Annotated in this window: 14 protein-coding genes; 9 read left to right on the top strand and 5 right to left on the bottom strand. The window is 63.1% G+C overall.

Going from position 1 to position 17649, the window contains the following annotated elements; translation table 11 throughout:
- Positions 1–141 precede the first annotated feature (141 nt).
- From BSF79_RS10010 to BSF79_RS09970, 9 genes are all read left to right on the top strand, one after another.
- The gene (locus tag BSF79_RS10010) at positions 142–1536 is read left to right on the top strand and encodes an aminotransferase family protein (protein ID WP_090269914.1); all 1395 of its coding nucleotides are present in this window, start codon (positions 142–144) and stop codon (positions 1534–1536) included.
- A 136-nt stretch (positions 1537–1672) separates the two neighbouring features.
- Positions 1673–2233 (top strand): HupE/UreJ family protein, encoded by a 561-nt coding sequence (locus BSF79_RS10005; protein WP_090269763.1) that lies wholly within the window; start codon positions 1673–1675, stop codon positions 2231–2233.
- Between the two features lie 93 nt (positions 2234–2326).
- Positions 2327–3781 carry a MocR-like pyridoxine biosynthesis transcription factor PdxR gene (gene pdxR, locus BSF79_RS10000; RefSeq protein WP_090269762.1) on the top strand — a complete coding sequence of 485 codons (1455 nt, stop codon included), beginning with the start codon at positions 2327–2329 and terminating at the stop codon, positions 3779–3781.
- Between the two features lie 110 nt (positions 3782–3891).
- Positions 3892–5667: a sulfoacetaldehyde acetyltransferase gene (xsc, locus tag BSF79_RS09995; RefSeq protein ID WP_090269761.1), complete on the top strand. Its 1776-nt coding sequence runs from the start codon at positions 3892–3894 to the stop codon at positions 5665–5667.
- A gap of 96 nt (positions 5668–5763) precedes the next feature.
- Positions 5764–6717 carry a phosphate acyltransferase gene (locus BSF79_RS09990; protein WP_090269760.1) on the top strand — a complete coding sequence of 318 codons (954 nt, stop codon included), beginning with the start codon at positions 5764–5766 and terminating at the stop codon, positions 6715–6717.
- Positions 6714–7778 (top strand): acetate/propionate family kinase, encoded by a 1065-nt coding sequence (locus BSF79_RS09985; protein WP_090269759.1) that lies wholly within the window; start codon positions 6714–6716, stop codon positions 7776–7778. The genes BSF79_RS09990 and BSF79_RS09985 overlap by 4 nt, the downstream gene beginning before the upstream one ends.
- Positions 7779–10562, top strand: coding sequence for a molybdopterin oxidoreductase family protein (locus tag BSF79_RS09980; protein ID WP_090269758.1), 2784 nt, complete (start codon positions 7779–7781; stop codon positions 10560–10562).
- Between the two features lie 109 nt (positions 10563–10671).
- Positions 10672–11436, top strand: a complete 765-nt coding sequence (locus BSF79_RS09975) for a 4Fe-4S dicluster domain-containing protein (protein ID WP_090269757.1) — start codon at positions 10672–10674, stop codon at positions 11434–11436.
- Positions 11436–12320: a dimethyl sulfoxide reductase anchor subunit family protein gene (locus BSF79_RS09970; RefSeq protein WP_090269756.1), complete on the top strand. Its 885-nt coding sequence runs from the start codon at positions 11436–11438 to the stop codon at positions 12318–12320. Before BSF79_RS09975 ends, BSF79_RS09970 begins: the two co-directional genes overlap by 1 nt.
- A 1-nt stretch (position 12321) precedes the next feature.
- Here BSF79_RS09970 and BSF79_RS09965 read toward each other — a convergent pair whose 3' ends face one another.
- The 5 genes from BSF79_RS09965 to BSF79_RS09945 are packed head-to-tail and all read right to left on the bottom strand — an operon-like array spanning position 12322 to position 17455.
- The gene (locus BSF79_RS09965; protein ID WP_090269755.1) at positions 12322–12969 is read right to left on the bottom strand and encodes a DUF1523 family protein; all 648 of its coding nucleotides are present in this window, start codon (positions 12967–12969) and stop codon (positions 12322–12324) included.
- A 7-nt stretch (positions 12970–12976) separates the two neighbouring features.
- A complete protein-coding gene (locus BSF79_RS09960; RefSeq protein ID WP_090269754.1) occupies positions 12977–13252 on the bottom strand; it encodes a hypothetical protein in 276 nt (91 codons plus the stop codon).
- Complete coding sequence (locus tag BSF79_RS09955; protein ID WP_245776371.1) at positions 13252–14682, bottom strand: DUF6638 family protein; 1431 nt, start codon at positions 14680–14682, stop codon at positions 13252–13254. The genes BSF79_RS09960 and BSF79_RS09955 overlap by 1 nt, the downstream gene beginning before the upstream one ends.
- Positions 14679–15515, bottom strand: coding sequence for a hypothetical protein (locus tag BSF79_RS09950; protein WP_090269753.1), 837 nt, complete (start codon positions 15513–15515; stop codon positions 14679–14681). Before BSF79_RS09950 ends, BSF79_RS09955 begins: the two co-directional genes overlap by 4 nt.
- Entirely contained in the window at positions 15512–17455 is a 1944-nt protein-coding gene (locus BSF79_RS09945; protein WP_090269752.1) for an AAA family ATPase, read from the bottom strand. Before BSF79_RS09945 ends, BSF79_RS09950 begins: the two co-directional genes overlap by 4 nt.
- Positions 17456–17649 lie beyond the last annotated feature (194 nt).

Raw genomic sequence — 17649 nt, 5'->3', positions numbered from 1 at the left:
GTAACAGCAATTCTGGCCCTATTTCTTCTGCGCATTTCAAGTGTGATATACTGTATCAGGCCCGTGCCCCCGGCACGTGCTTTTCGCGTTTCAAAACCCCAATATTCCACAGCGGAAACCGCAAGACGGAGCGTCATCATGATGGACGGCAAATTCGACAATGATATTCAAGCAGTCGTGGACGCGGACCGCGCCCATGTCTGGCACCACCTGAGCCAGCACAAACCCTATGAGACGACGGATCCGCGGATCATCGTCGAGGGCAAGGGCATGCGGGTCTGGGATCAGCATGGCAAAGAGCATCTTGATGCGGTGTCCGGCGGGGTCTGGACCGTCAACGTCGGCTATGGCCGCGAAAGCATTGCCAATGCGGTGCGCGACCAGCTGATCAAGCTGAACTATTTCGCAGGGTCCGCCGGATCGATCCCCGGCGCGCTGTTTTCGGAAAAGCTGCTGTCGAAGATGCCGGGCCTCAGCCGCGCCTATTATTGCAACTCGGGGTCCGAGGCGAACGAGAAGGCGTTCAAGATGGTGCGCCAGATCGCGCACAAACGCTATGGCGGCAAGAAAACCAAGATCCTGTACCGCGACCGTGATTACCACGGCACCACGATCGGCTGTTTGTCGGCGGGCGGTCAGGACGAACGGAACATGCAATACGGCCCGCTGGCGCCGGATTTCATCCGCGTGCCGCATTGCCTTGAATACCGCGCCGCCGATCAGGGCTGGGGCGATCTGTCCGGCGAGGCGTATGGCCAGCGCGCCGCCGACGCCATCGAAGAGGTGATCCTGCGCGAAGGTCCCGATACCGTGGGCGGTCTGTGCCTTGAGCCGGTCACCGCGGGCGGTGGCGTGATCACGCCGCCCTTGGGATACTGGCAGCGGGTGCAGGAGATCTGCAAGAAATATGATATCCTGCTGCATATCGACGAGGTTGTGTGTGGCGTGGGCCGTACCGGCACTTGGTTCGGCTATCAGCACTACGGCATCCAGCCGGATTTCGTGACGATGGCCAAGGGCGTGGCCTCGGGCTATGCCGCCATCGCGGTGTGCGTGACCACCGAAGAGGTGTTCAACATGTTCAAGGACAACGCCGAGGATCCGCTGAACTATTTCCGCGATATTTCCACCTTTGGCGGCTGTACCGCAGGCCCGGCAGCGGCGTTGGAAAACATGCGCATCATCGAGGATGAGGCGCTGTTGGAAAACACCACGGCGATGGGCGAGTATATGCTTGATCAGCTGGCCGGGTTGCAGGACAAACATGCGGTGATCGGCGATGTGCGCGGCAAGGGATTGTTCCTTGGGGCCGAGCTGGTGTCGGATCGTGTCAGCAAAACCCCGGCGGCGGAAAAGCTGGTGCAGGCTGTGGTTGGCGATTGCAACGCGCAGGGCGTGATCATTGGCGCCACCAACCGCTCGGTTCCCGGCTATAACAACACGCTGTGCTTCTCGCCGGCGTTGATTGCGACCAAGGATGATATCGACCAGATCCTCACCTCGGTCGATAACGCACTGACCAAAGTGTTCGGCTAGGGCCACAAGTTTCCACGAAGAAAAAGGCGCGCCCCCGTGGTGCGCCTTTTGCGTTGCGCGAGGGGGCGGCGCGTGGTTCTCTGCGATGCGGCGTGACCCAGTTCGGGGCGCTGAGGTTGACCAAAAGAGGGACCACATGAAACCTATATTCACCATCTTTGCAATTTTCGCCGCCAGCCCCGCGCTGGCCCATCTTGATCCGGGCGCGCATGGCTCGGTGGCGGCGGGGTTGTCGCATCCGCTGTTCGGGGCGGATCATATTCTGGCCATGCTGGTTGTCGGGCTTTGGGCGGCACAGATCGGCGGGCGCGCGGTCTGGTCGGTGCCTGCGGGCTTTGTCGGTACGATGCTGGCGGGGTTTGCGCTGTCGCTGACTGGGGTGGTGTTGCCGATGGTCGAGCCGATGATCCTGGCCTCTTCGGTGGCGCTTGGTTTGCTGGTGGCGATGGCCGTACGGCCCGATGCGTGGCTGGCCACCGGGGTGGTGGCGCTTTTTGCGCTATTCCACGGCTATGCGCACGGGGCTGAATTGGGCGGTGCGGATGCTGCCGCCTTTGGCACCGGCTTTGCGCTGGCGACGGCGGGGCTGCATGGCTTGGGCATCGGGATCGGGCTGTTGGTGCGGAACGCCGGGCTGACGCTGCGCATTCTGGGCGGCGGCACCGCGATTGCCGGGCTGGCGCTGACCCTGGCCTAAGCGAAACAGGTGGGGGCGGGGCGCCTGCCCCCACGCGCCCGGCTTGATAATACCAGTTTGCGCCGCCCATAAGACCACGCTAGCCTGCCCACCATGGCGATTTCGGTGGAAACCTTCTTTCTCAATCCTGAAGCTCAGGGCACGTTGCAGGCGCAGATCCAGCAGATGATCGCGCATGGGATTCTGTCGGGCCGGTTTCGGCGGGGTGAAAAGCTGCCCTCCTCGCGCAAGTTGGCGGTGCATCTGGGGGTCAGCCGGATCACCGTGACGCTGGCCTATACCGAGCTGCTGGCGAATGATTATCTGAGCGCGCGCGGGCGGTCGGGGTATTATGTGTCCGACAACGCCCCCGAACCGCCGCCCGAGCGCCCGCCGGTGCCGCGCAATGACGGTGTGGATTGGTCGCGCGCCATCGGGCAGCGGTTTACCGGCGGCGTCACCCCGGAAAAGCCACAGGACTGGGCGCGGTTCCGCTATCCTTTCATCTATGGTCAGGCTGATCCGACGCTGTTTGATCACGCCAACTGGCGGCTTTGCGCACTTCAGGCCCTGGGGCAGAAGGATTTCACCGCGCTGACCACGGATTACTATGATCAGGACGACCCGCAGCTGATCGAGTTCATCGCGCGCCACACCCTGCCCCGGCGCGGGATCATCGCGCGGCCCTCGGAAATTCTGGTGACGCTGGGGGCGCAGAATGCGCTGTGGCTGACCGCGCAGGTGCTGCTGACACAACGCCGGGTCGCGGCGATTGAAAACCCCTGTTACCACGCGCTGCGCGATATCCTGACCCAGTCGCGTTGCCGTCTGGCCCCAGTGGATGTTGACGCCGATGGGCTGCCGCCCGATGCGATCCCGAGCGACGCGGATGTGATTTTCACCACGCCGTCGCATCAATGCCCCACCACCGCGACCATGCCGCTGAACCGTCGCCGCGCATTGCTGAAACGCGCCGCCGAACTGGACGCGCTGATCGTCGAGGATGATTACGAGTTCGAGATGTCGTTCCTGTCGCCGCCCTCGCCCGCGCTGAAATCGCTCGATGCGGATGGGCGGGTGATCTATGTCGGCAGCTTTTCCAAATCGCTGTTTCCGGGATTGCGGCTTGGCTATCTGGTCGGGTCCGAGCCGTTTATCCGCGAGGCGCGCGCCCTGCGCGCCAGCGTGCTGCGCCACCCGCCCGGCCATATCCAACGCACGGCGGCGTATTTCCTCAGCCTTGGCCATTATGATGCGCAGATCCGCCGCATGGGCCGGGTGCTGGCCGAGCGGCGGCAGGTGATCGAACAGGCGGTGCAGCGTCACGGGCTGGAAGTGGCCGGGCGCGGTGCCTTTGGCGGCTCGTCGATCTGGATGCGCGCGGCAGAGGGCACGGATATGTCCGAACGCGCCCGCGCGCTGCTGGCACAAAGCGTGCTGATCGAGCCGGGGCAGAATTTCTTTTCCGGCGAGATGCCCCCGGCGCATTTCTATCGGCTGGCCTATTCCTCGATCCCGTCAGAGCGGATTGACGAGGGGATTGCCCAGATCGCGCAGGCGCTGGCCTGATCTGGCGCTACGGCGACGGGCCATCTGGCCCTAACCCCTGCCCGGCCTGCCCCGTAATTTCACACAAAGCCCCGTCGCGCGGTGACTCGCCGCATTCAAAGGATCCTCCCATGAAAATGACTGTCGAAGAAGCCTTCGTAAAAACCCTGCAACTGCATGGAATCGAACATGCTTTCGGCATCATCGGGTCCGCTTTCATGCCGATTTCCGATCTGTTTCCCAAGGCCGGGATCACCTTTTGGGATTGCGCGCACGAGGGGTCAGGCGGGATGATGGCCGATGGGTACACCCGCGCCACCGGCAAGATGTCGATGATGATCGCGCAGAACGGGCCGGGGATCACCAACTTCGTCACGCCGGTCAAAACCGCCTATTGGAACCACACGCCGCTGTTGCTGGTCACCCCGCAGGCCGCGAACAAGACCATCGGTCAGGGTGGGTTCCAAGAGGTCGAGCAGATGGCGCTGTTCAAGGATATGGTCGCCTATCAGGAAGAGGTGCGCGACCCCAGCCGCGTGGCAGAGGTGCTGAACCGGGTGATCCTGAACGCCCACCGCGCCAGCGCCCCTGCCCAGATCAACATGCCGCGCGATTACTGGACCCAGGTGATTGATATCGAGCTGCCGCAGGTGGTCGATTTCGAACGCCCCGCAGGTGGCGAAGAGGCGCTGAAACGCGCGGCCGAACTGCTGAGCAGCGCCCGGTTTCCGGTGATCCTGAACGGTGCGGGCGTGGTTCTGGCCGACGCGATCCCCGACAGCATGGCGCTGGCCGAGCGTCTGGATGCGCCGGTTTGCGTCGGATATCAGCACAACGACGCCTTCCCTGGCGGGCACCCGCTGTTTGCCGGGCCGCTGGGCTATAATGGGTCGAAGGCGGCGATGGAGCTGATCAGCGGCGCCGATGTGGTGCTGTGCCTTGGAACCCGGCTGAACCCGTTCAGCACCCTGCCCGGATATGGCATGGAATACTGGCCCAACGACGCGAAGATCATTCAGGTCGATATCAACCCCGACCGGATCGGGCTGACCAAAAAGGTCAGTGTCGGCATCGTGGGCGATGCGAAAAAGGTCGCGCAAAGCCTGCTGGCGCAGCTGTCGGGCACCGCGGGCGACGAGGGGCGCATCGCGCGCAAATCACTGATTGCGCAGAAGAAATCGACATGGGCGCAGCAGCTTTCGGCGATGGACCACGAACAGGACGACCCCGGCACCAGTTGGAACGAGCGCGCCCGCGCCGACAAGCCCGGCTGGATGAGCCCGCGCATGGCGTGGCGCGCGATCCAAAGCGCGCTGCCGCGCGACGCGATCATCAGCAGCGACATCGGCAACAACTGCGCCATCGGCAACGCCTATCCCAGCTTTGATCAGGGTCGCAAATATCTGGCGCCGGGGCTGTTCGGGCCCTGCGGCTATGGTTTGCCGTCGATCATCGGGGCCAAGATCGGCTGCCCGGATGTGCCGGTTGTGGGCTTTGCCGGCGACGGCGCCTTTGGCATCGCGGTGACCGAACTGACGGCGATCGGGCGGCCGGAGTGGCCCGCGATCACCATGGTGGTATTCCGCAATTACCAATGGGGCGCGGAAAAGCGCAATTCGACGCTGTGGTATGATGATAATTTCGTCGGAACCGAGCTGGACGAGTTCGTATCCTATGCCGGGATCGCGCAGGCGTGCGGCCTGAAGGGGGTGCAGGCGGCAACCATGCAGGGGCTGACCGCCGCGCTGTCGCAGGCGGTCAAGGATCAGATGGACGGCAAAACCACCCTGATCGAGGCGCTGATCAATCAGGAACTGGGCGAGCCCTTCCGCCGCGACGCAATGAAAAAGCCTGTTGAAGTGGCAGGGATCAGCCTGGCGGACATGCGACCACAACGACAGGCCTGAGACGGGCACTTGGGGCTGACGCACGGAAATGTGGCTGCTACGCTGAACCGGCGAATTCTGTTCCTCCCTGCGTCAGCCCCCAACACGAGGCCATTCATGCAAGTGCACCCCCGAGAGCCCTTTCCCTTCCTGTCGCCCGTCTCTGCCGATGCGCCCAAACGCCTGTTGGCGCAGGCCCGCAGCCTGCCCTGCCCGCGCGTGGCGTTGGTTAATGCCGGGGCCGTCAACCCGCTGGAGGGCATCCGCGAGGCGGCCGAGGCCGGGCTGGCCGAACCGATCCTGATCGGCGACGAGGCGAAGATCCGGCAAACTGCCGATGAGATCGGGTATGACATTTCCGGGCTGCGCCTGATCCACGCGCCCCACGCCGCCGCCGCCGACAAGGCCGCCGAGCTGGCCCGCACCGGCGATGCGGACGCGATCATGAAGGGGCAGATCCACACCTCGACCTTTCTCAAAGGGTTGCTGCCACGCGCGGCGGGGCTGCGCGATGAAAACACCCGCTGTGGCCATGTGTTTCACATCACCGCCCCCGGATCGGACCGGCCTTTGTTGCTGACCGACGGCGCGCTGAACGTCGATCCGACCGTGGAAACCCGGCAGGAGTGCCTGAGCCACGCGGTGCATCTGGCGCGCAAGCTGGGCATTTCGCGGCCCAAGGCGGGCATTCTGTCGGCCACCGAAGACCCAATCCCGTCGCTGCTGAACTCGATGGAGGCGGCGCAGATCGCCGAATGGGCCAGGACCGCGCTGCCGATGGCCGATGTGTCCGGGCCGATGGCGCTGGACCTGATATTCTCGGCCGAGGCGGCGGCGGTCAAGGGCTATGTCTCGCCCGTTGCGGGTGATGCCGATATCATCGTGACCCCGAATATCACCACCGGCAACGCGCTGTTCAAACTGATGGTTCTGGGCATGGGGTGTTGCGCCGGGGGGCTGGTTCTGGGGGCGAAAGTGCCAATCCTGCTGACCTCGCGGGCGCAAGAGGCCGCGGCGCGGATCGCATCCGCAGCACTGGGGGTGATCGCATGCGGGGGGCATGAGGAATGATCCTTGTCGTCAACGCGGGTTCCAGCTCGATCAAGGTCGAACTGTTCGATCTGGCGCTGGCGCCGGTGCTGTCGGGCGCGGTGTCGGAAATCGGCGGCGCGGCGCGGCTGAAGCTGGGCGCCCTGCGCGCCGAAATTTCCGCCCCCGATCACGTTGCCGCGCTGGGTCATCTGCTGCGGGCATTGGCCGATCAGGGCCATGGGCTGAGCCAGCTGAGTGCTGCCGCCCACCGGATCGTGCATGGGGGGGCCGCGCTGACGGCGCCCGCGCGGCTGACGCCCGATATTCTGGATCAGGTCGCGGGCTATGTGCCGCTGGCGCCGCTGCACAACCCGCATAACCTGTCGGCGATCCATGCGTTGTCCAAACTGGCGCCCGACCTGCCGCAATACGGCAGTTTCGATACCGCCTTTCACGCCGCCAACCCCGAGATTGCCACCACCTATGCGATCCCGGCCGCGGAACGCGCCAAGGGCATTCGCCGCTATGGCTTTCACGGTCTCAGCTATGCCGGGCTGGTCGAAACGCTGCGCCCCGATCTCCCGCGCCGGTTACTGGCGCTGCATCTGGGCAACGGCGCCAGCCTGTGCGCGATCCTTGAGGGGAAATCGGTGGCCACCTCGATGGGGTATTCGCCGCTGGATGGCTTGGTGATGGGCACACGTGCCGGTGCAATTGACGGCATGGCGGTGCTGCGCATGGCCGAAGATCACGGGATCAAGGGGGCCGGGGATTTGCTGAACAAGCACAGCGGCCTGACCGCCATGGGCGGCACCAATGACATGGCCGCCCTGCTGGGCACCGACACCCCCGAGGCCCGCTTTGCCGTCGATCATTTCTGTTACTGGGCGGCGCGGCAGGCCGGATCGGCGATTGTCGCCATGGGCGGCGTCGATGCGGTGGCCTTTACCGGCGGCATCGGCGAAAACGCCGCCGACATACGCGAACGTATTGTCGCACATCTGGCGTGGATCGGCCCGCTGCCGGTGCATGTCATCCCCGCCGATGAAGAGCTTCAGATCGCGCGCGACGCGCTGCATCTGATCCAGTCCGGAGCCTGAATGACCCACCCGCGCCCCCATCTTGATACATCACCCAAAGTCTCGGATGAGGTGCGCAAGACCACCTGTTACATGTGCGCCTGCCGCTGCGGGATCAACGTGCATCTGAAAGACGGCAAGGTGGCCTATATCGAGGGCAACCGCGATCACCCGGTCAACAAGGGTGTGCTGTGCGCCAAGGGCAGCGCGGGCATCATGCAGGTCAACGCGCCGTCGCGGTTGCGGGCGCCGCTGAAGCGCACCGGCCCGCGCGGATCGGGGCAGTTCGCGGAAATCAGCTGGGACGAGGCGCTTGAGCTGGCCACCAGTTGGCTGCGCCCCCTGCGGGAAACCGCGCCGGAAAAGCTGGCGTTCTTCACCGGGCGCGATCAGTCGCAATCCTTCACCGGGCTTTGGGCGCAGCAGTTCGGCACCCCGAATTTTGCCGCCCACGGTGGCTTCTGTTCGGTCAATATGGCCGCTGCGGGCATCTATACCATGGGCGGCGCGTTTTGGGAGTTCGGCCAGCCCGATTGGGACCACACCAAGCTGTTCATCCTGTTCGGCGTGGCCGAGGATCACGATAGCAATCCGATCAAGATGGGGCTCGGCAAGATCAAGGCGCGCGGCGCGCGGGTGATCGGCGTCAACCCGATCCGCACCGGATATAACGCGGTTGCAGATGATTGGGTCGGCATCACGCCGGGCACCGATGGCTTGCTGATCCTGTCGCTGGTGCACGAGCTGCTGCGCGCGGGCAAGATCGACCTCGACTATCTGGCGCGCTATACCAACGCGCCGGTGCTGCTGGATACCGATACCGGCCTGTTCCTGCGCGACGCCGACGGCAAACCGCTGGTGATCGACCGCAACACTGGCCTGCCAGCGGCGTTTGACCAAAAGAGCATCCACCCCGATCTGGGCGCGATCCATACCGTTGATGGCAAGACCCACCGCCCGGTGTTTCACACGCTTGCCGAACGCTATCTTGATCCGCAATACGCGCCCGAGGCCGTGGCAGAGCGATGCGGTCTCAGCCCCAACAAGATCAAACGCCTTGCCGCCGAAATCGCCCGCGTCGCCTTTGACGAGGCGATCAGCCTGCCGATCGCCTGGACCGATTTCCGTGGCGAGCGTCACAGCCACATGACCGGTCGCCCGGTTGCCTTTCACGCCATGCGCGGGATCAGCGCCCATGCCAACGGGTTTCAGACCGCCCGCGCGCTGCATATGCTGCAAATCCTGCTGGGCACGGTGGAAACCCCCGGCGGCTTTCGCTTCAAGCCGCCCTATCCCAAACCGGCCGAAGCCCACCCGCGCCCGCATTTCAAAACCACCCCCGGACAGCCGCTGGACGGCCCGCATCTGGGCTACCCACAAGGGCCTGCCGACCTGTGCCTTGACGACAACGGCCAGCCCGCGCGCATCGACAAGGCCTTCACCTGGGACAACCCGCTCAGCGCGCATGGCCTGATGCATATGGTGATTTCCAACGCCCACGCGGGCGATCCCTATAAGATCGACACGCTGTTTTTGTATATGGCGAACATGGCGTGGAATTCGTCGATGAATACCGCCGGTGTGATGCAGATGTTGACGGATACCGACGCCAGCGGCGACTATGTGATCCCGCACATCATCTATTCGGATGCGTATAGTTCGGAAATGACCGCCTATGCCGACCTGATCCTGCCAGACACCACCTATCTGGAACGCCACGATTGCATCAGCCTGCTTGACCGCCCGATATCCGAGGCCGACGCCGCCGCCGATGCCATCCGCTGGCCGGTGATCACGCCGGATCGCGATGTGCGCGGTTTCCAGTCGGTGCTGATTGATCTGGCGCACCGGCTGAAGTTTCCGGCCTTCACCAACGCCGACGGCGGCGCGAAATACCAAGACTACGCCGACTATATCGTGACCCACGAACGCAAGCCGGGCATCGGGCCGCTGGCGGGCTGGCGCGGCGATGGCAGCCAGACCGGGCGCGGTGCCCCCAACCCCGAACAGCTTCAGCGCTATATCGACAACGGTGGCTTCTTCGTCAGCCATATTCCCGAAACCGCCAGCTACTATAAACCGTGGAACATGGCCTATCAGGATTGGGCCGTCGGCATGGGCCTGATGGATCAGCCCACGCCCTACCTGTTTCAGCTCTATGTCGAACCGCTGCGCCAGTTTCAGCGCGCCGCCGAAGGCCACGGAGCCCATCAACCGCCCGAGCACCTGCGCCCCCAAATCCGCGAACGGCTCGACCCGCTGCCGATCTGGTACGCCAGTGCCGATTCTGACTGCGCCGAATACCCGGTCCACGCCCTCACCCAGCGCCCGATGGCGATGTATCACAGCTGGGGCAGCCAGAACGCATGGCTGCGCCAGATCCACGGCCACAACCCGCTCTACATCCCGACCAAACTCTGGCAACAGCATGGGTTTCAAGATGGCGACTGGGCCCGCGTCACCTCGCCCCACAGCAGCATCACCGTGCCGGTCGCCCATATGGCAGCGCTGAACGAAAACACCGTCTGGACCTGGAACGCCATCGGCAAACGCAAAGGCGCCTGGGCCCTGAAACCCGACGCCCCCGAGGCCACCAAAGGCTTCCTGCTCAACCACCTGATCGCCGAACTTCTACCTCCCAAAGGCGACGGCCTCAGATGGTCAAACTCCGATCCCATCACAGGTCAGGCCGCCTGGTTCGACCTGCGTGTCCGCATCGAAAGAACCGCCCCCCCGACCGAAGCACACCCAAGCTTCCCGCCGCTCACCTCTCCCGTCGGAACCGGTCCGAAAGATCCCAAATGAAAGCGCGGACAATGACCCACAGGCTTCTTTCTGACGCAAATACTCCGGGGTCCGGGGCAGCGCCCCGGCCTGTCCCCGCCTCGTGCCGTCAGGCTCAGGCCCCTGCATCATGACCACCCTGCCGCCCAAAACCGCCAAGAAACTCGGCCTCGTGATCGACCTTGATACCTGTGTCGGCTGCCATGCCTGCGTGATTTCCTGCAAGGGCTGGAACACCGAAAACTATGGCGCGCCGCTGTCGGATCAGGATGCATACGGTACGCCGTCGGGCACCTTCCTCAACCGCGTGCACTCCTACGAGGTGCAGCCGCCCGAAGCCGCCCCCGCCCAGCTGGTGCATTTCCCCAAATCCTGCCTGCATTGCGACGATGCCCCCTGCGTCACCGTCTGCCCCACCGGCGCCAGCTATAAGCGGGCCGAGGATGGGATTGTTCTGGTCAATGAAACGGCGTGCATCGGCTGCGGCCTGTGCGCCTGGGCCTGCCCGTATGGGGCGCGCGAAATGGATGCCGCGGCGAAGGTGATGAAGAAATGCACCCTCTGCGTCGACCGGATCTATAACGAAAACCTGCCCGAGGAAGACCGACAACCCGCCTGCGTGCGCACCTGTCCCGCAGGCGCGCGGCATTTCGGCGATCTGGGCGATCCTGACAGCGCCGTCAGTCAGCTTGCCGCCGCGCGGGGCGGCTTTGACCTGATGCCGGAACTTGGCACCGCGCCGGTCAACAAATACCTGCCGCCGCGCCCCAAGGACCAGCTGGACCACCCCCAAACCGCCGAGCAGATTGACATCCTTGCCCCCTATCTTGCGCCCGTCGCCAACAGCCCCAAAGGGTTCCTCGGCTGGCTCGACAAAACACTGGAGCGGCTCTGATGCATCCCGCCCCCTCGCTCATCGCCTTTACCACCCTATCCGGCCTGGGTTTCGGCCTGCTGGCCTGGCTTGGGCTGGGATTGCCGTCGGTGACCGGCGTCACCGCGTTCGTGTTCTTCACGATCGCCTATGTTCTGGCGGCGGGCGGCCTGCTGGCCTCGGCCCTGCATCTGGGCCACCCCGAGCGCGCCTGGCGCGCCTTCAGCCAATGGCGCAGCAGCTGGCTATCGCGCGAGGGCTGCGCCTCGGTCGCGGCGCTTCTGGTGATGGCGGCATATGGCGCGGCACTGGTGTTTTGGGGGCAACGGATTGCGTGGCTGGGCTGGCTGGGCGCAGCGCTGTCGCTGTGCACCGTGTTTTGCACCGCGATGATCTATGCGCAGCTGAAAACCGTGCCGCGCTGGCACACCCCGCTGACGCCCGCGCTGTTGCTGTCGCTGTGCCTTGCGGGTGGCGCGCTTCTGGCGGGTCAGATCTCGCTGGCTTGGCCGCTGCTGATCGCCGCCGCCGTGCTGCAACTGCTGGCCTGGCACCACGGTGACCGCGCCTTTGCCCGCAGCGGCACAACGCTGGGCACCGCCACCGGACTGGGCGCGCGCGGGCAGCTGCGCGCTTTCGAGCCACCCCACACCGGCACCAATTACCTGCTGCGCGAAATGGCGTTCGAGGTCGGGCGCAAACATGCCACCAAACTGCGCGGCATCGCTTTGACTTTGGGCTATGCCATGCCTGTGCTGCTCATCTTGTTGCCCGGCGCGCATGTAACCGCCGCGCTGGCGGTGCTCAGCCATATCGCAGGCATCCTTGCCTCGCGCTGGCTGTTCTTTGCCCAGGCCGAGCATGTGGTCGGCCTGTATTATGGCCGCCACACACCCCGCACCTGAGTTATTTCTTGGTTTTCCAGCTGTCCAGCCAGCGGCTCATCCGTCCGCGCTTCTCGGCCAGACTGTCGCCGGCATCGTCCCACTTGTCTTCCATCGACTCGACCATCGGGTCGATCGAGCGTTCGCGGAACTGCATCCACATCCGCCGGATCATCAGCAGCGCCAGCGCCAGAAGGCTGAGAAAAACGATATTGAACCACGGCACGATCTTCACATCCGGCCCATCGACAACCTTCACCCCAACCGCATTGGGATAGATCGAGAAGAACTCGTTGCGCCAGCCGTAATGTGTCACCGACACCCAGCGCGGCGCATCGCGGGTCGAGCTTTCGTCATGCGCCTCGGCCTGAAGGTTCGAGCTGTCGAATTTGAAATACGGCGGCCAGATCCAGCCGGTATCCTCGTTGCGATACACAATCACCCGCCCGTTCGGGCGCACCGCGTTGATCAGGCGAATATCGCGGGTTTCATTCTCGGTCGCGCCCGCATCCGCCTGCGCATAGAAAATCCGGTTGAACCGGCTGAAATCGGTGCGGATCACCTCGGTCGAGGTAATGCGGACAACATCATGCTGCGGCAACAGATAGTGGAATGTCGCAAAGACAATCAGCGCCAGAACCGCCAGAAAACTCCATTTGATATATCGCATGCTCGCCTCAGGAAAAATTATTCAGATAGATCAGCACCACAACCACAAGGATCGGCACCACGAAAATCAGCAGAATCAGCCGCTTGCGCAGGCTGTCGTCGTATTTGCGCATTCCACGCTCGATATAAGCATCCCGAGGGCCGACGTCATCCCCCTCTGCCACCTTTGCATCCCAGCGCTTCTCAAGCTTCTCCCGCCGGACCGAGCGCGAATAGATCGAGACCACAAGATAGGTCAGCGACATCACCACCGCTCCGACAATTGCGAGACGAACAAACCCCATCAGCGTTCTCCTTTTCCGCCCCTGCTGCCGCGGGGGCCACCCCATGGCCCTTTCGGGGCCGCCTTGGCCGCCTGCCCGACAGCCCCCCAAGGCCCGACCCGGTCGATCAGATCCTCGCGTCGGCGCGGCGGCGGCGGGGGTGGCGGCGCGACGTCCTCCATCGGGGCATCATGACCGAACAACGCCCGGCGCGCACCCGCCTTGTCCGCCTGATACTCGCGGTCCAGAAAATCCGCCACATAGGATTTCTTGGTCTCGCTCCACTCGCGGTACAGCCGGTAAAACAGCTCTTTGTGAAAGATAAACAACTGCCGCACGTCCTTTGGGCACAGCTCGGCCAGCAGCATGTTCACCAGATCGCGGTCAGGATGGTCCGCCGCCCGCAGCGTATAGAAATACGCCGGATGATCGCTGGCGATGCGCGGCCACGGCCCCTCGTCCTCGGCCCAGCTCAGCAGTTCCTGAAGCGCATGAAACTCGGGCGGCAGGTGATCGGCATGGGCACGGGCCAGCGCGCGAATATCGCGCCGGGTGGCCCCGGTCAGGTCGATGCCACGATCCTGCGCCGCATCCACCACGATGAAATCCATCTTCTGCCGCAGGATCGCCCCCGCATCAATGCCGCGCGCCTTGACGATCGGCTCGACCAGATCATTCATCTCCAGAAATCTGGCAATCTGGTTTCTGTCATCGAAATCAAAGATATACTTGATTGGAAGCGGACCCAGATCCGCCTTGTCGCCGCTGGTGATCGCCGCCGGATGTTCGACCCCGCGAAACAGATACACCCCGCCGAAATGCGCGGTCCAGTAATTTTCCTGCACGAATTCCATCTGCCGCAGCCGCACCGGATTGCGCGTCACATCGCCGGTTTTCTTGGCCAGCCCGATCATGTCGGCGATCAGAACATCGTCGAACCAGGCGTCTTCCTCGGCCATGAAGCGGTCCACCATCGTGCCCAGCTTTTCCGCGTCGCGCACGGTGCCTGCGGTGGTATCGGCCTCGATGGTGATTTTGCGGATATCGAACAACCGCTTGGGGGCGCTGACAGAATAGACCGAGTTCAACAGCTCGCCCGCCACCGCATCACGCGCGGTCAGGGCAAACAACTGCGCCTCGTTTTCCGCGATGAACTGCCGCAAAATCCCCCGCGACATCGAGAATTTAGCCCCCAACAGCGGCGCCGCCTTCTGCGCCGTGGTCAGCAGGATGAACTGCCGGTTGCACCCCCCCTGATTGAGGTAAAGATGATCGCCCAGCGCATCGCCCACCTCGGGGGAATAGCCGGAAATGTCGATGTGAAAGTCGGTCAGCTCGGTGCGTTTGCCCGTCAAATGCTCCAGCGCGCGATTATACCGCTCAATCAACGCCGGGCTGGTGACCGAGATGAGGTTGCCAAACATCAGGCCTTTTTCGATGAGGCGTTTCATTTTTGCGAACCTTTCGCCCAATACTCAGCCGCGCAGAAATCCGAAATTGTATTTGCCGCTTCTTCAACTTGGTAGCGTCGAAGTTTTTCAACATCCGCCTCAGACAGGTCGGACCCAATAGCCAAAATTTGCATCAACCAGCGTTTCAAAACTTCGAGGTCTTCATCAAACTTTGGCATTTCGGTAATCTGACCTTCCTCCTTTCGGCGCCGAATTACTTCTCCGTTTCTGACAATCCGCACCGTAACGAATTGGAAATCCGCCTCTCCGCCTGAGGACCTAAAAGGTATTTCGACCAAGTGCTCAACGCCTCGAGTTCCATTGCTTCCCGCCCTTTTCTCAAAATAGTCCCATGAAGGGAAATTATGAGTTTTCACAAAATCCAGAAAGCTATGTATTTTCTCTGTTAACAGTGCTGAGGCACGATCTTCAAATCGTTGCCGTTTCTCATCCTCAAAAATCGCCGCCTGCGCCGCCATCGACCGCGCCATATCCTGCGTGGCCTTGCGCTGCTCCATCATCTCATCACGCGTTAACCTTAACTCTTCCCTCTGCGCCCGCAGCTCGTGCGACTGCAACCACACCGTCGCGATGATCCAGACAAAGGCCAGTGCGCCCGCAAACCCAGCCAGCGTATCCCCCACCTCATTCGGCGCGGCATTCACAAACGCCGCCCATTTGCTTCGACAGGTTTCCACTCCCGTAACTGATGTTGAACAGGTGTCCACCCAGCCCAACACCACCCCAAGCCCCACGATCAAAAACGTGGCGGCGATCCCCCAAAGGATCGGGTTGTTCCACGTCCAGAATTTGGTCTCGGTTTGATCGCTCACCCCCGCCCCTCCAAATACCGCCGCTTTGCCTCGTCCATCCGGCCCATGTCGCGCACCGCCGCCTCGATCGCGGCCTCGTCACTCTTGTCAGCATAGCGGAATTCGCTATCGGCGTAGCGGTTGATCTCCTGCACCACCATGTCGACCGTGATCGGCACCCGCAGGTCCTCGATCATCGCCAGCTTCTCGTCATAGCCTTTGAACAGGAACAGCTCCGGCTGTTCCATCCATTCATCGGGCAGCTCGAAATCCATCGCCCGCACCTTGACCGCGTCGGTGATGTTCTTGATCGCCCGGCCGGTAAACCGGTCGTCCGCCTGCTGGATCGCCTTCAGATAGGTGCCCAGCTTGGCAATCGTATCCAACGGCCCCACCGTGTCATGCACCCGGTCGAACACGTTCACCAGGCCCGCCTCATGTGGCCGCGAATGACCCTCGAAACTCGCCGCGACCGCGCGCCGGATCTCCTGCGCGGCATACAGCTTGTGATCGCCCAGCGGGATGTCATGCTTGCGCCCCATCAGCAGCGCCAGAATATCGATGTAATCGTCGCGCGTCTGCGGCCCATCGACCAGAAACCGCGCCCCGGCCCGCTGCCGCAGGGCGTCATCGACGTTCTCGGGATAGTTCGAAAACATCCCGAAGGTGCAATTGCCACGCACCACAGTGTTGGCCCCGGCAAACGACTCCATCAGCACGGCGGTGATCTCCAACTGCCCCGCTGAAGATTGCCGGTCACCGCGTTTCCCCGCCAGCTGATCAATGTCATCAATCGTGCCAAAGCCGATCACGCCGGGGTCCAGCACGTTGTTGATGAACGCCTTGGCATTCTGCCCCGACTTGCCCTGATAGCTGTCGATATTATCGGTGCTCAGGTTCTGATAGCGGAAAGGATACCCCGCCACCTCGCAATAGCCATGGATCAGCCCGGCCATCATCTGGATCAGCGTGGTTTTCCCCGTCCCCGGCTTGCCATCGCCCATGAAGGTGAAAATGAAACCGCCAAGTTCGGCAAACGGGTTCAGCTTGCGCTCGAAATCATAGGCCATCAGCATCTTCGACAACCGCATCGCCTGATATTTGGCAATGTGGTTGCCCACCACCTCGTTCGGCGCCTTGAAGGCCATGGTCAGCGCCTGCCCGCCCCGCGCCTTGCCCGCCGGGGTGAAGCCCTGAATGACAAACCCCTCCGCCTCGACCTTCCAGCTGGCACTATGGAATGCCTCCAGCCGCGCAGCCCCCTGCGCCCGCAAACTGACCTTCTCCATCAACTGCTCGGCATAGGCGCTGACCGTGGCCACAAGACGCGGCTCGTCACTGGCGAAAGCGGCGATATCCTGATCCAGCTCCCAGAGCGCCCCATGCAAAGCCAACTGCGCATTGTCAGTCAACAGCTCCTCGACCGCGCCGACCTCGACCACAGCCTCGCTGGCATGCGGTGCCAGAAAAAACGCCGTGGCGTTGGCAAAAACATGCAGCGACACCAACGCCTCCGCCGCCAGCAACTCGGAAAACTCCGCCCTCCTGTCTGCAGCCAAAGACCCCTCCAGATTGGCCCGCTTCAACGCCGCCAACCCGGTCTGCCCGGCATAGGCTTCGCCCATCGCCAACGACACCGCCAAGGCCCGGCGCAGCGCGTTCATCACCGTCGCCTGTAACGGGCTGATCAACGCATCGCCCCCATCCGCCGCCTCGATCCGCGCCAGCAAATGTACGCCCTCGGGCCGTGCCACCGACCGCGTGACCATCCCCGGCGTGGTCGACCGGAACCGCCGGTGCCCGACAATCCCCGGCGACCGCTGAGGCGCCGCGGCCCCCGCATCCCGCCCCTTGGCCAGACGCGGCGCATGATCAAACCCCTCCAGCATCGCCACAGCCGCAGCATAATGCGCGCGAATATCCTCCTCGCGCAGCTCCATCTGATTGCCCGACAGGCTCATGCCACGCTCCTCCGCTTCACATTTTCAAAATATCCCCGCCGGAGGCCTGAACCCTCAGCGCCCCCGCGCCCCGCGCGTGCTCGTATCAGCATGTCACAGTCCCCGCTTTCCTCTTGCCCAAACCACCCGTCCGCAGGCGCATCCGGGCTTCGCCCTGCCAGACACCGCGAAAATCCGAACGGTTTTCACGGTCT

The organism is Thalassovita taeanensis (assembly GCF_900110775.1).
GTDB classification, from domain to species: domain Bacteria; phylum Pseudomonadota; class Alphaproteobacteria; order Rhodobacterales; family Rhodobacteraceae; genus Litorimicrobium; species Litorimicrobium taeanense.
The sequence above is the reverse complement of the archived record's forward strand: the minus strand, read 5'-3'. Positions and strand labels throughout refer to the sequence as shown.

What these genes read in the sequence shown, in the direction of transcription:
- BSF79_RS09960 (WP_090269754.1), bottom strand. Translation starts at nt 13,252, where the DNA reads ATGGGGTTTGTTCGTCTCGCAATTGTCGGAGCGGTGGTGATGTCGCTG.
- BSF79_RS09975 (WP_090269757.1), top strand. Translation starts at nt 10,672, where the DNA reads ATGACCACCCTGCCGCCCAAAACCGCCAAGAAACTCGGCCTCGTGATC.
- BSF79_RS09945 (WP_090269752.1), bottom strand. Translation starts at nt 17,455, where the DNA reads ATGAGCCTGTCGGGCAATCAGATGGAGCTGCGCGAGGAGGATATTCGC.
- pdxR (WP_090269762.1), top strand. Translation starts at nt 2,327, where the DNA reads ATGGCGATTTCGGTGGAAACCTTCTTTCTCAATCCTGAAGCTCAGGGC.
- BSF79_RS09980 (WP_090269758.1), top strand. Translation starts at nt 7,779, where the DNA reads ATGACCCACCCGCGCCCCCATCTTGATACATCACCCAAAGTCTCGGAT.
- xsc (WP_090269761.1), top strand. Translation starts at nt 3,892, where the DNA reads ATGAAAATGACTGTCGAAGAAGCCTTCGTAAAAACCCTGCAACTGCAT.
- BSF79_RS09970 (WP_090269756.1), top strand. Translation starts at nt 11,436, where the DNA reads ATGCATCCCGCCCCCTCGCTCATCGCCTTTACCACCCTATCCGGCCTG.
- BSF79_RS09965 (WP_090269755.1), bottom strand. Translation starts at nt 12,969, where the DNA reads ATGCGATATATCAAATGGAGTTTTCTGGCGGTTCTGGCGCTGATTGTC.
- BSF79_RS10010 (WP_090269914.1), top strand. Translation starts at nt 142, where the DNA reads ATGGACGGCAAATTCGACAATGATATTCAAGCAGTCGTGGACGCGGAC.
- BSF79_RS09985 (WP_090269759.1), top strand. Translation starts at nt 6,714, where the DNA reads ATGATCCTTGTCGTCAACGCGGGTTCCAGCTCGATCAAGGTCGAACTG.
- BSF79_RS10005 (WP_090269763.1), top strand. Translation starts at nt 1,673, where the DNA reads ATGAAACCTATATTCACCATCTTTGCAATTTTCGCCGCCAGCCCCGCG.
- BSF79_RS09955 (WP_245776371.1), bottom strand. Translation starts at nt 14,682, where the DNA reads ATGAAACGCCTCATCGAAAAAGGCCTGATGTTTGGCAACCTCATCTCG.
- BSF79_RS09990 (WP_090269760.1), top strand. Translation starts at nt 5,764, where the DNA reads ATGCAAGTGCACCCCCGAGAGCCCTTTCCCTTCCTGTCGCCCGTCTCT.